The organism is Petrotoga sp. 9PW.55.5.1, from assembly GCF_003265365.1.
In the GTDB taxonomy this organism is placed as follows: Bacteria; Thermotogota; Thermotogae; order Petrotogales; family Petrotogaceae; genus Petrotoga.
Window position 1 is genome coordinate 152,323 of record NZ_AUPM01000010.1, and the last position, 15,703, is coordinate 168,025.

The 15,703-nt window shown below is 32.1% G+C and carries 17 protein-coding genes; 13 read left to right on the top strand and 4 right to left on the bottom strand.

Annotation, left to right across the window (positions count from 1 at the left end):
- Positions 1-429: 429 nt before the first annotated feature.
- Positions 430-1,707 carry an alpha-amylase family glycosyl hydrolase gene (locus PW5551_RS01990; RefSeq protein ID WP_113074026.1) on the top strand — a complete coding sequence of 426 codons (1,278 nt, stop codon included), beginning with the start codon at positions 430-432 and terminating at the stop codon, positions 1,705-1,707.
- Here PW5551_RS01990 and PW5551_RS01995 read toward each other — a convergent pair.
- From PW5551_RS01995 to PW5551_RS02010, 4 genes are read right to left on the bottom strand one after another with little or no spacing between them, the layout of a single operon-like run.
- A complete protein-coding gene (locus PW5551_RS01995; protein WP_113074028.1) occupies positions 1,704-2,408 on the bottom strand; it encodes a YjjG family noncanonical pyrimidine nucleotidase in 705 nt (234 codons plus the stop codon). The two genes, PW5551_RS01990 and PW5551_RS01995, sit on opposite strands and share 4 nt — an antisense overlap.
- Before the next feature lie 33 nt (positions 2,409-2,441).
- On the bottom strand, positions 2,442-2,804 hold the full coding sequence (gene aroH, locus PW5551_RS02000; RefSeq protein WP_199562153.1) for a chorismate mutase: 363 nt from the start codon (positions 2,802-2,804) through the stop codon (positions 2,442-2,444).
- A 14-nt stretch (positions 2,805-2,818) separates the two neighbouring features.
- Entirely contained in the window at positions 2,819-4,915 is a 2,097-nt protein-coding gene (infB, locus tag PW5551_RS02005) for a translation initiation factor IF-2 (RefSeq protein ID WP_113074030.1), read from the bottom strand.
- Positions 4,916-5,248, bottom strand: a complete 333-nt coding sequence (locus PW5551_RS02010) for a ribosomal L7Ae/L30e/S12e/Gadd45 family protein (protein ID WP_113074032.1) — start codon at positions 5,246-5,248, stop codon at positions 4,916-4,918.
- Between the two features lie 219 nt (positions 5,249-5,467).
- Between PW5551_RS02010 and PW5551_RS02015 the strand changes: the two genes are divergently transcribed.
- From PW5551_RS02015 to PW5551_RS02070, 12 genes are all read left to right on the top strand, one after another.
- Complete coding sequence (locus PW5551_RS02015) at positions 5,468-6,616, top strand: alanine--glyoxylate aminotransferase family protein (protein ID WP_113074034.1); 1,149 nt, start codon at positions 5,468-5,470, stop codon at positions 6,614-6,616.
- 6 nt (positions 6,617-6,622) lie between these two features.
- Positions 6,623-7,555 carry a D-2-hydroxyacid dehydrogenase gene (locus tag PW5551_RS02020; protein ID WP_113074074.1) on the top strand — a complete coding sequence of 311 codons (933 nt, stop codon included), beginning with the start codon at positions 6,623-6,625 and terminating at the stop codon, positions 7,553-7,555.
- 147 nt (positions 7,556-7,702) lie between these two features.
- Entirely contained in the window at positions 7,703-7,885 is a 183-nt protein-coding gene (locus PW5551_RS02025) for a ferredoxin (RefSeq protein ID WP_012208110.1), read from the top strand.
- A 198-nt stretch (positions 7,886-8,083) separates the two neighbouring features.
- Positions 8,084-8,908, top strand: coding sequence for a septum site-determining protein MinD (gene minD, locus PW5551_RS02030; RefSeq protein ID WP_113074036.1), 825 nt, complete (start codon positions 8,084-8,086; stop codon positions 8,906-8,908).
- Between the two features lie 7 nt (positions 8,909-8,915).
- A complete protein-coding gene (locus PW5551_RS02035; RefSeq protein ID WP_113074038.1) occupies positions 8,916-9,182 on the top strand; it encodes a hypothetical protein in 267 nt (88 codons plus the stop codon).
- Positions 9,183-9,205: 23 nt separating this feature from the next.
- On the top strand, positions 9,206-9,604 hold the full coding sequence (locus PW5551_RS02040) for a secondary thiamine-phosphate synthase enzyme YjbQ (RefSeq protein WP_113074041.1): 399 nt from the start codon (positions 9,206-9,208) through the stop codon (positions 9,602-9,604).
- 279 nt (positions 9,605-9,883) lie between these two features.
- On the top strand, positions 9,884-11,014 hold the full coding sequence (locus PW5551_RS02045; protein ID WP_113074043.1) for an ABC transporter substrate-binding protein: 1,131 nt from the start codon (positions 9,884-9,886) through the stop codon (positions 11,012-11,014).
- A gap of 76 nt (positions 11,015-11,090) precedes the next feature.
- Positions 11,091-12,005, top strand: a complete 915-nt coding sequence (locus tag PW5551_RS02050; RefSeq protein ID WP_113074046.1) for a branched-chain amino acid ABC transporter permease — start codon at positions 11,091-11,093, stop codon at positions 12,003-12,005.
- Between the two features lie 2 nt (positions 12,006-12,007).
- Positions 12,008-13,060: a branched-chain amino acid ABC transporter permease gene (locus PW5551_RS02055; RefSeq protein WP_113074048.1), complete on the top strand. Its 1,053-nt coding sequence runs from the start codon at positions 12,008-12,010 to the stop codon at positions 13,058-13,060.
- Between the two features lie 54 nt (positions 13,061-13,114).
- Complete coding sequence (locus PW5551_RS02060) at positions 13,115-13,912, top strand: ABC transporter ATP-binding protein (RefSeq protein ID WP_113074050.1); 798 nt, start codon at positions 13,115-13,117, stop codon at positions 13,910-13,912.
- The gene (locus PW5551_RS02065) at positions 13,909-14,643 is read left to right on the top strand and encodes an ABC transporter ATP-binding protein (protein ID WP_113074052.1); all 735 of its coding nucleotides are present in this window, start codon (positions 13,909-13,911) and stop codon (positions 14,641-14,643) included. The genes PW5551_RS02060 and PW5551_RS02065 overlap by 4 nt, the downstream gene beginning before the upstream one ends.
- Before the next feature lie 132 nt (positions 14,644-14,775).
- A complete protein-coding gene (locus tag PW5551_RS02070; protein ID WP_113074054.1) occupies positions 14,776-15,468 on the top strand; it encodes a hypothetical protein in 693 nt (230 codons plus the stop codon).
- The last annotated feature ends 235 nt before the right edge of the window (positions 15,469-15,703 follow it).

Sequence of the window (15,703 nt, forward strand, 5' to 3'; positions counted from 1 at the left end):
TTAGATCATATTAAATGTCCGTGAAAACAATTGGTTAGATCATAATTAGATGTCTTTGAAATGATAACATATCCTTGACTCTTTTTAAAGGGGGCAAGGAAAATTAGCGGCATTTGATATCGAACGAACCGGAGGGCTCCACCATTCCGCCTCGAAAAGTGGAATTAAAGCCAATTCCCCTTCAAAATGGGGAATAAAAATCAACAGACCTCTCAAGATTGGAATTAAAGGTAAATCTTTTGCAATTTGAAAAAAAATAGTTTTGAAATTTAAATATCATTCCATTTGATAAAAGAACTGACTAATATAAATTTAGGAAACGTTTTCATTGTTTTAAAATAAGAATGATAAAATTCTTTCGACAGATTTTTACTTGAGGAGGATAAAGAGTGTTTATAGGATATCATATATTAATTAAATTCTTCAAAAATGGAGATAAAAAAAACGAATACACCAATAGAAAGTTATAAATATTATGAAAAGAATGCAATCAACGGGGACCTTCAAGGTATTATTCAAGAGCTAGATTATTTAAAAGAGTTAGGAATAGATTTGATATATCTTGGTCCTATTTTCAAAAGCGATACAACCCATGGATATGACGTTACAAATTATTTTTCAATCGCTGAGCACATTTCTGATGTTTCAGAAGAAGTATCAAGGAAGATTCTTATTAATTTTTTAGAAGAAGCACACAAAAGAGGTATAAAAGTTATACTTGATTTAGTATTAAACCATGCTTCTAAAGAGTTTGATTTTAATTCAGTTCCAGAAGATTTAACAGTAAGTGTAGAACCACCTCAATCTCCTCAAGAAGAAAGATGGCAAAGGTCTTTTATTTTTTGGGATTTAAACGATAAAAATACTAAAGAGTTTTTGATAAAAGTTGGTGAATATTGGCTTAAAAACTTTGATATCGATGGTTATAGATTAGATCATGCCTTGGGTCTTCCACTAGATTTTCTTGAAGAGTTTCTAAGTAGGATGAAAAAAATAAAAAAAGATGTAATTGTTATCGGAGAAGTTTGGGAAGATGAAGGGAATAAAGTTAAAAATTTCCAACTTCTAAAAAGATTTAAGGGTAGAGATGCCCAAAGATTCACAAGTTTATTTGATTTTGCTACATACGATACCATAAAAGAAATAATAGGTATGAAAAAAGGAAGCTTGAAAGATTTGTACGATCAAATAATTTTGTCTAATAAACTTAATGAAAAGGAATTTCAACTAACCTACTTTATAGAGAATCATGACTTACCTAGATTTATAGATATTTGCAAAGATGTTGAAGACTTAAAAATCGCGCTTGGATTATTGATGAGTCTAACAGGGAATATAATATTAGAATATGGGAACGAAATTGGTTTGCAAGGTGATGCGACTATACTGCATTTTAGTGAGAGTGGGAGGGTTCCAATGAAATTTAAAGAAGAATGGAACCAATCGGAAAAAGAAATGTTTGAGTACAGTAAAAAACTTATATCACTTAGAAAAAACAATCCAGCTTTAACCTGTGGGGAATATGATTTAAGAGAGGCAAATGGAGATGTACTTATTTTTGAAAAAAAGAGTTTTGATAACCGGGTTATTGTTTTAATAAACAGAGGAAGAGAAAAATACAAAACAAATAAAACGTACTTAGATATAATAAGCAATAAAAAAATTTCAAGTTTTTATAAAGGGATATACTACCTGAAAGATATTTAAAATATGTTTTTTAATTCAACCAACTTATTTATTGATAAGATTCCATTATCGGTTGGTTGAGTTTTGTTTTGATGATTTTTAAACCAAATAGCTTTCATTCCATATTTTAAAGCAGGTAAAATATCATTTTCTAAATCATCACCTATATACAAAATCTCTTCTTTAGATTTTTTAGCTACAGTTACTGCATATTCAAATATTTTTTCATCTGGTTTTGGTACTCCAACGTCATCGGAACTTACCAAAATATTGAAGTAATCAATTATTTGAGAACTTTTCATTTTGGTCATTTGGATATTTTTAAAACCGTTGGTTAGAATACCCAATTCATAATTTTCCTTTAAATAATCTAAAACTTCAAAAGCGCCCTCTACAAGATGTCTTTGTTGGGCTAAAGTTTTTAAGTAAAAATCGTTCATCTCTCTTACTAAACCTTCCTTATGTTTGATTTTTAAGGCGTTTAAAGTAATTTCAAAGCGAAGTAATTTCAGATCATCTTGACTTATTTCTTTATTACGATACATTTCCCATAATTTAGAATTTATTTTAAGGTAAGAATCTATAAAATCTTCAAGTGACGTTTTCATGAATATTTTATGGTAATTGTGAAATACTTTATTCAAAGTTTCTTTTGAATTTTTTTCAAAATCCCACAAAGTATGATCTAAGTCAAAATAAATCATTTTAACCTGATCCTTCAAAATATCACCTCTTACATTTAATTACAGGCAAAATTAATTGTTATTTTTTTTTGTTCTTAACTCTTTTGTTTCGTGTAAATAGACGAAATTTTGTGTTTTACTTTCACATATAATGAGTATCCTTATAATTCTGACTGCAGAATTTTCAAAAGAAGCCTCTTGCAGACACATAAATGGAATGTTATTTAAATCTAATTTTTCTCTAAGTATAGTTGCGGGATTTAAGCTTTTGATATCAGGTGTTACAGAAAATATCACAGAGATGATATGCATAATATCATTGTTTTCAATTATTTTATTCCACAATTCTAAGACCTTTTCAGTTAATTCAATCGGATGATCTTTGCTTAAGGATGTTGCTCCTCTTATTCCAACTATTTTATAATCAAGGTTCATAAATCATCCCCGCTTCAATTAGTTTTTGATTGCAAATCCAGCTCTCTTTTTACAAATACTGATTTATAAAACTCTAATTCGTCACCTTTTGAAAAATCTTCATAATTTTCAAATTGAATACCGCATTCTTTGGGAGCTTCTACTGACTTAACTTCATCTTTGTAGTGTTTTAAACTCTTTATCTTTACATCTGCTATTAGAGATCCATTTCTATAGATTCTTACACCACCGTCTCTTTGAACATGCCCTTCATTTAACTGTACCCCCGCAATTTTTCCTACACCTTTTATTTTAAACTCTTCTTTCAATATTCCGTTACCAGTAATTTCTTCTTGTTCAACAGGCTCTAACATACCTTCCAAAGCTTTCTTAATATCATCTATAAGATCAAATATAATATTATATCTACGAACTTCAATTCCTTCGGCTTCAGCCATTTTTAATGACTTTGAATCTGCTTTGACTCTGAAGCCCATTACGACTGCATCAGAGGCAGAAGCTAGCATAATATCGCTTGTGCTTATGGGGCCTATTCCAGCATGGACAACATCGATTTGTATATCAGGATTTTCAAATTTTTTGATTGCATTTTTCAATGCTTCTATCTCTCCATAAGTACTTGCTTTAAGCAATATATTTAGTTTTTTCTTTTCCTCTTCTTCCATTTTTTGCATAATGTCCTCAAGTCTCACATGTCTTTTGGAAGGAATCTTACTTTGATCTTTTTCCTTCTCCTTGATCTCTTCAGATATAGATCTAGCTTCATCCTTGGAATCTACAACATAGAAAATAGAGTGGATATTAGGAACTTCATTGAAACCCAATACTTGTACTGGCGTTGAAGGGTCTGCCTCTTTTAAACTTTGACCTTTATCATTGACAATTCTTCTAACTCTCCCGAAGGTTGAACCAGCAACAAAATCATCACCAACTTTTAGCTTTCCATCTTTCACAATAACAGTTCCCAAAGGCCCCATTGCTTTATCGATCCTACTCTCTATTATAACAGCTCTGGCAGGTCCATCAGGAATGCATTTAATTTCTTGCATCTCAGCAACTAAAATTATCATTTCTAGTAATTCGTCTATTCCTTTTCCAGTTTTCGCTGATATGGGGACGGTTATTGTATCTCCTCCCCAATCTTCAGGAACTAAATTCAATTTAGAAACCATTTGTTGTTTTGTCAAATCTAAATTCGCATTAGGTTTGTCTACCTTGTTTATGGCCACTATTATAGGAACGTTAGCATTTTTAGCATGATTGAAAGCTTCGATAGTTTGAGGCATAACACCATCGTCTGCTGCAATAATAAGTACGACTATATCTGTTACTTGAGCACCTCTTGCTCTCATTTCTGTGAAGGCTTCGTGCCCGGGTGTGTCTATAAATGTAATTTTATGATCATTGTATTCTATTTGATAAGCCCCGATAGATTGAGTGATTCCTCCTTCTTCTTTTTCAGCAACCTTTGTGTTTCTTATTTTATCTAAGAGTGTAGTTTTTCCATGATCAACGTGTCCCATAACAGTAACAACTGGTGGCCTTAAGACCAGTTTGTCTTTATTACTTTCATAAATCTCCTTCCATCTGTTAGAAAGAATAGTTTCTAAATCAGATATATTTGTTTCTTGTGTTTCTTTTTGTTCCTCTTCAAAGTTTAGAAGAATATTGTAATTTAAAGCAATATTTTCAGCAGTTTTCACGTCTAATTTTTGACCCGGTCTAAGGGCTATACCTTTTATGAACATATCTTTTATAATTTCTGTTTGAGAAATACCAACATATTTCGATAAAGTTTCAAGAGTTAAATCTGTAGGAGAAATTGTTACTTCTCTAATTGGTTTTTCTTCTTCTATAGTTTGTTTGGTTTGTTTTTCAGGTTTTGAAACTTTCTTTTTTTGTTTATCTTCTTCTTCTTCTTGTTTTTTTGGCTTTTTCTTTAATTGACGTTCTTCTTCTATAAGATCTCTTATAGCCTCAACAGTCTCATCTTCAATTGTGCTCATGTGGCTTTTAACAATAATATTTAGTTCCTCCTCTAAGAATTCAATTAGTTCTTTAGAATTCATTCCTAATTCTTTTGCAACTTCATATACTCGGGTCTTACCCACCTATAAAACACCTCCACTGGAAATTAACTTAAGTATTCCCTCTACAATATTTTCATTCTTAATCCCTATTATACTCACATTTACTTTACCAAGTAATTTAGCAAATTCAAACTTATTTTTATTTATTTCAATGTATGGAACATCAAAGATTTCACAATGTTTTATTATATCTAACTTAACTCTGGCGCCAGTATCTCGAGGTATTATGATCAACTTTTTGTTTTGATATGATTTAATATAGCTTCTTAAACTTTTTTTCCCATAAAGAATCTGACCAGCTCTTGCTGCTAAACCTATCAAACCAAGTATCTTTTGTTCTGTAGATTCGTGCAATTTTCTTGACTTTCTCCTTTATATATATTTTTCCCATAACAATTATAACACCTTATAGAGTTCAGGCAAAATAATTTTGAAGTTGTTTCTATTAGACATGTTAATTTATGATGGAATAAATATATATAGATAAAAATTGTCTCTTATTAAAATATAAAAAATATGATAAAATAATAAATAATAAGAAAATTTTCACAAAATTTAAGAGGAGGGATTTTTGTGGCAAAACTTGTTAAAAAGAATTATCTTATGGCACCAGGTCCAACACCAGTTCCGATCGATGTTTTATTAGAAGGTGCAAAAGATACAATCCATCATAGAACGCCTCAGTACTTAGATATCCAAAATAAAGCTTTGGATAATCTCAAGTATTTGTTTCAAACAGAAAGTAACGTTTACTCATTATCTTCTTCAGGAACAGGTGCTATGGAAGCTGCAGTGGCTAATTTGGTTTCACCAGGTGATAAGGTTATTGCTGTAAACGGAGGAAAATTTGGTGAAAGATGGTGTGAGTTATGCAACACCTATGGTGCTAATTTGATTCAAATAGATGTAGAGTGGGGGAAATATCTTAGGCCAGAAGAAATAAAGAAAGTATTAGAAGAAAATCCTGATGTAAAAGCTGTTTTTACTACATTAAGTGAAACTTCTACAGGTGTAGTTAATCCTATTAAAGAAATTGCTGAAGTAGTTAAAGATACTGACGCTGTTTTAGTTGTAGATGCTATTTCTGGAATGTTAGCAGAACCATTAAAGATGGATGAATGGAACGTAGATGTTGTTGTAACTGGGGTTCAAAAAGGATTCATGATGCCACCAGGAGTTGCAATGATTGCTTTAAGTGATAAAGCTATGAGGTTGGTAGATGGTTGTACAAGTCCTAGATATTACTTTGATTTGAGGGCATACAAAAAAAGCTACCCTGATTCACCTTACACACCTCCAGTTAACCTCATATATCAACTTGTAGAATCTACTGAAAGCCTTAAAAATGAAGGAATAGAAAATATATGGGAAAGACATAGAATATTGGCGGATGCAACTAGAGCCGCGGTTATAGCTATGAACTTAGAAATTTTTGCTGAAAGGCCAGGAAACGTTCTAACTTCTATAAAAGTTCCTGAAAATATTGATGGAAAAGGAATAGTAAAATTCTTAAGAGATGATTGGGGAGTAACTTTTGCTGGTGGACAGTCAAAATTAAAAGGAAAGATTATAAGAATTGCTCACTTAGGATACATGTCAAAATTTGATATTATAATCGCTATAAGTGCTTTAGAAATGGCATTGAAAAAGTTTGGTTATGCTATTGAATTAGGCACAGGAGTAAAAGCAGCTGAAGAAGTTTTCATGAAAGAGGGGGTATAGAAAATGTTGAAAATTCATATAAATGATCCATTGGATGAAGATGCTTTACGGAAGTTGAAAAATGATCTTCCAAATGCTGAAATAACTTCTGAATATTTTGATAAAGAAGTTTTAAAAGAAAAGATTAAGGATTACGACGTTTTAATAGTAAGAAGTGCGACTAAAGTTACAAAAGATATGTTAGAAAATGTAGATAAGTTAAAGATTATTGGAAGAGCAGGTATGGGATTGGATAACATTGATGTCGAAACTGCTAAAGCAAAAGGTATAAAAGTTTTAAATACCCCTGGGCAAAACTCACTTTCAGTTGCTGAATTAGTTTTAGGAATGGTTTTAGATATTTATAGACATATTACAAGAGGGACGGTTGGGCTTAGAGAGGGGAAATGGGAAAAGAAACAACTAAAAGGGTTAGAATTATCGAAAAAAACTTTTGGTATAATTGGATTTGGTTACGTGGGGAAAAATCTAGCAAATCTTTTAAAAGGTTTTGAAACAGAAACGTTGATTTATGATTTGGTAAAATTAACAGAAGAAGAAATAAAAGAATACAAAGTTAAACAGGTTTCTTTGGAAGAGTTACTGAAAAATTCAGATGTTATTTCACTACATGTTCCTAAGAACGATAAGACCTATCATATGATTAGTGATGAACAATTTGAAGAAATGAAAGAGAAGGTTGTTATAATAAATGCGGCAAGAGGCGGAGTATTAGATGAAAAAGCTTTATTGAAGTATTTAAAAAACGGTAAAGTTCTCGGTGCAGGACTCGATGTTTTCGAAGAAGAACCTCCTACGTCTGAATTTTATAAAGAGCTTCTTTCCATGCCAAATGTTGTCGCAACACCTCATATTGGGGCTTCAACTGATGAAGCACAAGCAAGGGTAGGAATTAATATAGTTGATAGAGTAGTTGAAGAAGTTAAAAAGCTTAATTAATTCAAGAAACATTTTCTTCTTCAAATATTCTTAATTTTATTTTTAATTTCTTTATGATTCTTATATGATATAATCACAAAGGTTTGATGTTTTGAAGTAGTAGGATATAACCTAGAATCATCTTACAAAATACTCGGAGGTGCAGATATGAAGATAGTTATAGACAAAGAAGCTTGTATTGGAGATGCTATTTGCGAAAGTTTATGCCCAGATGTTTTTCAAATGGCAGATGATGGTAAAGCAGAGGTTATTGATGAACAAAGTGATGCTCCATGTGTTCAAGATGCTATTGATGCTTGTCCTACAGAAGCTATAAGTATTGAAGAGTAAAATTAAGTAACAAGAAAGTTTTATATTAAATCGGGGAATATTCCCCGATTTTTTTATATATTTTTTATTTTTAAATATTTTATAGTATAATCTGATTAGCCCTTTTGTATCTAAATTTTCTTTTTCTTTTACATTTTTTGTTTTGTTATAATGTTAACAAAAAAATAGGGGCGAAGTTTTTATTGCGGAGGGGTTGAGATGGAAAATGCAAAGGTATTTGTTGTAACCTCGGGGAAAGGCGGAGTCGGGAAAACTACTATTGTAGCTAATTTAGGTTCAACTTTAGCAAAAAAAGGTTATAATGTTTGCCTTATAGATGCAGATATCGGACTGAAAAATTTAGACTTGATATTGGGATTAGAAAATAGAGTTGTTTACACTATAATTGATGTTGTAAACGGTAATAAGACCGTTATGGAGGCGTTAGTAAGACATAAAAAGTTAAAAAACCTCTCATTGTTAGCTTCGTCTCAGATCGCTAATAAAGATATGATATCTCCTGATGATATGTCCAATATAATTTCAAAGTTATCAAAACACTTTCATTACATTATCATTGATTCTCCAGCAGGAATAGAAAGAGGTTTTCAGAATGCTGTATCGGCTGCACAGCATGCAATTGTGATCACAACTCCTGATCTTACGGCTATAAGCGATGCTGACAGAGTAGTAGGGTTGCTTGAAAATCAAGGCTACAATGATGAGAATATTTCATTGATAGTTAATAGGTTAAAGTTAAGACTTGTAAAGCGAAATGAAATGCTTTCTGCTGATGATATAAAAGAAGCTCTGGCTTTAAACTTGTTAGGTGTTATTCCTGATAGCGAGGAAATACTTCTTTCTTCAAATGAAGGGATACCAATTTCTGAGAACCCGAACGGAAAGCTTTATTCAGTTTTTAACAATATTTCTGATAGAATTTTAGGGAAAAATGTTCCTATAGAAAAAGATTTTGCGGGGTTTGATCGTGATTCAGAAAGTTTTTTTGAGTTGCTTAAAAGAATTTTTTCAAGAAGAGGGTGAGAGATAAATGTGGCCCTTCAAGAAAAAAAAATCTAAAACGCGTGAAACAGCTAAAAAAAGAATGAATTCTTTATTAACAACTTCGGATAGAAAAAATGGCAGTAGTGGCCAGCTTAGATTTGAAAACGTAAGTGAAGATGAATTAGATTATGTAATTGATTACATAAAAGATTATGCAGTTAAGCATCTTTCTGTAAAAAAAGAAAATGTAAAAGTGCATGTGTCTAAAGAAGGCAATTCTATAACGATTGTTGCGAATATTATCTACCAATAACTACTGAAAAGGAGGTCAAGAGAATGTTGTTTAAATATTCCATAAATAGTCATAGAAGAGAAGAATTGATTGATATAACTCATTATGTAAAAGAATGTGTAAAGAAATCAAAAATTGAAAAAGGAATCGCAGTTCTTTTTGTTCCTCACACAACTGCCGGAGTAACTATTAATGAAAACGCTGATCCCTCAGTACAAAAAGACATAACAACATTTTTATCTCAAAAAGTACCGAAAAGCAACAATTATTCTCATCTTGAAGGTAATGCTGACTCTCACATAAAATCGAGCCTTATAGGTCCATCGATATCTTTGATTATTGAAGAGGGAAACCTAATCTTAGGTACGTGGCAAGGAGTTTATTTTTATGAATTTGATGGCCCAAGAAACAGAAATCTCTTGATAAAAATTTTAGAAGGATAAATATTAACAAAAAAAATAATATATTATGCGAAATTAGCTGAGAAGATCTCAGCTTTTTTTATTTCTATTTTTCATAGGAATAGCAGCTAAGAAAATTAAAATTCATATAAAAAGTTGAATATAAAAAAAGAATGTAGTATAATTAATAATATTGCCTTGAAGTTTCAGAAATATTATATTATATATAATAATATATGAAGATAATTTCATTGTCCGTTAATTCTATGAAATAAATTTCATTTATGTTTAATATATATTTACTTAAAGGAGGGGTTATTTATGAAAAAGGGATTTTTTATCGTTTTTTTGGTGTTAGTTTTAACGATGGTTATGTTTGGAGAGGAAGTTATTAAAATTGGTATTAATTTTGAACTTACTGGTCCTGTTTCAGGATATGGACAGATGTCAAGAGACGGAGTTTTACTAGCTAACAAAGTAAAATCGACTGTTAATATAGGAGGACAAGAAGTTAAGATTGAACTAGTTACTGTAGATAACAAGTCAGATAAAGCAGAATCAGCAAACGCTATTAGAAGATTAATTGATCACGATAAAGTTGTTGCTGTTATTGGTCCAGCCACAAGTTCTGCTGCTTTAGCAGCAGCATCCATTGCAGAAGAAAAACAAATTCCAATGGTGGTTAATACAGCAACAAACCCTTTGGTCGCGCAAAACAGAAATTATGTTTTTAGAACATGTTTTGAAGATACTTTGCAGGGAGCATTGCTTGCTCAATTTGCTTGGGAGGAACTAGGAGTTAGAAACGTAGCAATAATGATTGATGTTGCCCAAGATTATGTTGTAGGTCTTGCTAATTATTTTAAAAGAGCTTTTGTTGCTCGTGGAGGTACAACATTTGATGAATTCTATACAACTGGAGATCAAGATTTTACAGCTCAGCTAACAGATGCACTTTCAAAGAAACCAGACACTATTTTTATGCCGGGTTACTATGCTGAAATTGCCTTAATTTGTAAACAGGCAAGAGATTTAGGATATACTGGACCATTTTTTGCAGGAGACGGAGCAGATGCTCCAGAATTGATAGAAATAGGTGGAACTTACGTTGAAGGTTTGTCTTATACAACATATTTTCACGAAGACGCCGAGCTCTCCCCAGCGACAAAATCGTTTGTTGAAGAATATCAAAAAGAATACAGGAGAAGGGCAGATGCTTTTGGTGCGCTAGCTTATGATGCTTACATGGTAATCGTTAATGCCATAGAAAAGGCTCAATCATCAGATCCGGTTAAAATTAGAGAGGCAATTGCAAAAACTGAAAATTACCCTGGTGTAGCTGGAACCATAACTTATCCGCAAGGTTCGGGAAATCCTATTAAACCCGCTGTAATTAATATGGTAGAAAACGGTAAGTTTGTTTTTAGAACTGTTGTAAATCCATCTATTTAAATAATATTTTTTATTTATTAGGCCATCTTTAAAAGGATGGCCACTATATTTAGTTTGTCTTTGAAAGGGTGATATTTTGACAATTCAAATGTTTTTTCAACATTTAGCCAATGCAATATCGCTTGGAGGTATATATTCTCTTATAGCAATTGGATATACTATGGTCTATGGTATTTTAAATCTTATTAATTTTGCACACGGTGATATTTTTACCTATAGTATGTATTTTGCATTTTACGCTGTTACTTTGTTTTTGTTCCCTTGGTGGGCATCTTTTATACTAGCAATAGTTTTAACTGCATTGCTGGGAGCTGCAATTGAAAGAGTTGCCTACAGGCCATTGAGGAAAGCAAATGCTCCAAAAATATCTGGTTTGATAACTGCAATAGGTATTTCTTTCTTTTTGCAAAATTTTGCCGTCGTTGTGTTTGGAGGAAGGGCAAAGTCTTTTAATCCACAAATAGGAGTTTATCCCACTCAGTTTGCTCAGGTGATAAACTTAAAGGGTATAAGAATTCCCTTGTTGACTTTCATTATAATAGGGGTCACCATTTTCTCTCTTTTGATTTTGGTATGGATTGTTTATCGTACTAAACCAGGAATGGCTATGAGGGCAGTATCAAAAGATGTTACAGCTTCAAAATTAATGGGAATAAACACTGATAGAACCGTGTCTCAAGCATTTATGTTGGGTTCAGCTTTAGCCGCAGTTGGAGGGATTTTATGGGCGATGAAATATCCTCAAATCTATCCTTATACAGGGATGATGCCAGGTTTAAAAGCTTTTATTGCAGCAGTAGTAGGAGGTATAGGAAGCATCCCTGGAGCAATGTTAGGGGGCCTTATTTTAGGAATTTCAGAAATAATGATAGTTGCATTTCTCCCAACAATGGCAGGTTATAGAGATGCTATAGCTTATATAATTTTAATATTAATACTTTTAGTGAAGCCAAATGGAATCTTAGGTGTTGAAATAGGAGAGAAGGTGTAATTTTGGAAAAAACATTATCTTTTAAATCAAAGTTCATTATGACAATTTTGTTTATTTTGTTTATTTTTTTATTATTACTGTTGGCCAATAATAAAGCCAGTGGTTACGTGGTATTGATTTTGAATCTTATGGCTATTAATATCATTTTTGCGGTTAGTCTCACTTTTATTAACGGTATTACTGGAATTTTTTCTTTAGGGCACGTCGGTTTCATTGCAATAGGAGCCTACGTATCATCTATTTTAACGCTTTCTCCAGCTCAAAAAGAAATGAGTTTTTTAATTAAACCTCTTATATACCCATTGAATGTAATTCAGATACCTTTTTTACCGTCAATAATTATAGCTGGACTTGTTGCAGCGGCTTTTGGATATTTAGTTGCTGCTCCTTCACTTAGATTGATTGGAGATTATCTGGCAATTGCTACATTAGGGTTGGGAGAAGTAGTAAGAGTTGTGGCAAATAATACATGGGCGATTACAAACGGAGCACTAGGTTTGAAAAGTATTCCCCAATACACAAACTTATGGTGGACTTGGGGATTTGCCTTACTAACGGTTGTTTTCATATCGAGTTTAATTAATAGCAGTTATGGAAGAGCATTAAAAGCGATAAGAGAAGACTCTGTAGCTGCTAAATCAATGGGGATAAACGTTTTTTCTCATCAAGTGGTTACCTTTGTCATTGGTTCTTTCTTTGCAGGGATAGGTGGGGCATTGTGGGCACATCTTATTACAACTATTGATCCGAAATCTTTTATGTTTGCGAAAACTTTTGAAATATTGATAATGGTAGTTATAGGAGGACTAGGAAGTATAAGTGGTGCAATAATTGGTGCATCACTGTATACTGTAGGTTTAGAGTTTCTTAGGGTTTTAGAAGAACCAATGAGGATTGGGCCTATTTATATACCAGGCATACCTGGAATGCGAATGGTAGTTTTGTCATTAATTTTGATAATTATAATGTTATTCTGGCGAAGAGGTATTATGGGAAGAAATGAGATAACTTGGGAAGGAATACATAAACTTATACAAAAAATAAAGAAAAAATAAAGAAATTATTATTTAATTCTTGTTTTAACGTTTTATCTACTGGGAGGACAATTTATGAATAATTCAAAAGACTCTAATAATATATTGGAATTAGACAGTGTAACTAAAAAATTTGGTGGATTAATAGCAGTAAATAATTTTAATGGATGTTTAAAAAAAGGAGAGCTATTAGGTTTGATTGGTCCTAATGGGGCTGGGAAGACAACGCTTTTCAATTTAATTACAGGGCTATATACCCCAGAAGAAGGGGAAATAAAGTTGAAAAACACTGTAATTAATACAAAAAAACCTCACGAAGTTACACAATTAGGTATAGCAAGAACTTTTCAAAATATTCGTTTGTTTCAGGATATGACAGTTTTAGAAAATGTGTTGGTATCCCAACATCTCAGATTTAAAAGTTGGATTTGGTTATTAAAAAGTGTATTCAAAACTCCAGATGTTCTGAAAGTGGAAAAAGAAATGCAAAAAAAAGCCTGGGATATTTTAGATGAAGTTGGTTTAGCCATATATGCTAACGATAAAGCAAACTCTTTACCTTATGGTTTACAAAGAAAGTTGGAAATTGCAAGGGCTTTGGCCACAGGAGCTGAATTATTATTGCTAGATGAACCTGCAGCAGGGATGAATCCTAATGAAACTAGTGAATTAATGGAATTTATAAAGCATATTAAGGATCAATTTCAGCTTTCTATACTTATAATTGAACATGATATGAAGGTTATCATGGGAATATGCGAAAGAATTTATGTGTTAGATTATGGTAAAAAAATAGCTGAAGGAAACCCTGAAGAAATTCAAAAAAATCCTCAAGTTATAAAAGCTTATCTGGGTGAGGAGTTGTTTGTATGAACGCTGAAAATACAAATATAATAATGAAAATAATGGACATGGATGTACATTATGGAGCAATTCATGCAGTAAAAGGTATAAGCATGGAGATTAAAAATGGACAGATTACAACTCTTATAGGTTCAAACGGTGCAGGGAAAAGCACTACCTTAAACGCTATTATGAATACAATTAAAAAAAGTAATGGGAAGGTTGTTTTTGATGGTATAGATATCACCAATATAGAAACTGATAAAATAGTTTCTAAAGGAGTTGCATTAGTTCCAGAAGGTCGTAGGATATTTCCTAATCTTACAGTTTTAGAAAATCTTAGATTAGGGGCATATTCAAGAAAAGATGAAAATAAAATCAACGAAGATTTTGATTGGGTGTTAACATTATTTCCTCGTCTAAAAGAAAGGCTCAAACAACTTGGGGGGACATTATCTGGAGGGGAACAACAAATGTTAGCAGTGGCTAGGGGATTAATGTCAAGACCAAAAGTTCTTATGCTTGATGAACCATCCCTAGGTTTAGCTCCTATTTTAGTAAAAGAAGTTTTAGAAACGATTGAAAAAATCCGAGAAGAAGGAGTTACAATCCTATTAATTGAACAAAACGCTGTAGGGGCATTAAAAATAGCCAACTATGGGTATGTCTTAGAAACTGGGAAAATCGTTCTTGAAGGTCAAGCAGATAATTTGTTAAGTGATGATCAAGTGAAAAAAACATATTTAGGGATAGTTAAGTAAAAAATTAAAAACTAGTATAAATGATTTATATTTTTAAGCTTATTCTAAGCCTTTATTAAGTAAGTTTTAAGAACTTTCTATTATTATTCATCTGTACCAAATAAAAAAACATTACTTAATGGAGGTGTTGTTATGAAAAAGTTATTTGTTTCGATGTTTTTAGCTATTTTAGTGGTAGGTTCAATTTTTGCGCAAGGTGGTCCGGCAAGTAATTCTCCAATGTCTCAGGAACAAAGTTTTGCTGGGATACAAAATCAAAGGCAGATTCAAGATTCAGATACTCAAATGCTTAGAGATCAGGACAGGTTGCAGGAAAGATTGCTATGGGAAGATGTTTCCCCCGTAACAGTTACAGGGACTGTGAAGAGCACTGTTGATAACGAAGTATTTTTAACTATGAGTATCGAGGTAGACTCTGAAATTTATTCTTTAAGAGTTCCGAAAAGTTTTTTGGAAGAAGTAAAACCTGGTGAAAATATTGAAATAACAGGATACAAGGTTTCATTAAATGATAATAGAACTTTGGTTCCCTTAGAAATTAGGTATCAAGACAAAACAATAAGTATGGAACAATATAGAGAAAATATAAGAACCCAAGCTTTTGAAAGATATCAAAATAATGAACCAAATTATCAAAGGGAAAGAAATTATCAAGATTATAAAGATTTCCAGGACTTTAGACGATATCAACAGTATAAAGATTTCGAGGAGTATAAACGATATCAACAATATAAAGATTTTCAGAATTTCCAAGATTTTCAAAGATATCAGAATTATCAAAGATATAACCAACAAAGATATTATGATTGTCCTAATTACAATTAAATCTATTAACAAAAGTTAAAAATCGGGGGCCTAGTGAAATGCCCCATATCAAGTAGACACAAAAATTAATAAAAAACTATATACAATTGGATGCTCGGTTTCTGAAATCAACAGGAGCCAAGCATCCAAGTTTTTTCTGGGATCTATCTTCGTTATAAAATCGGTTCAATTCCCCTTCCTCGAAGGGGTGGATGCAGCGTTTTATGCTGCAGACGGGGTAATCACTCTTTANTTT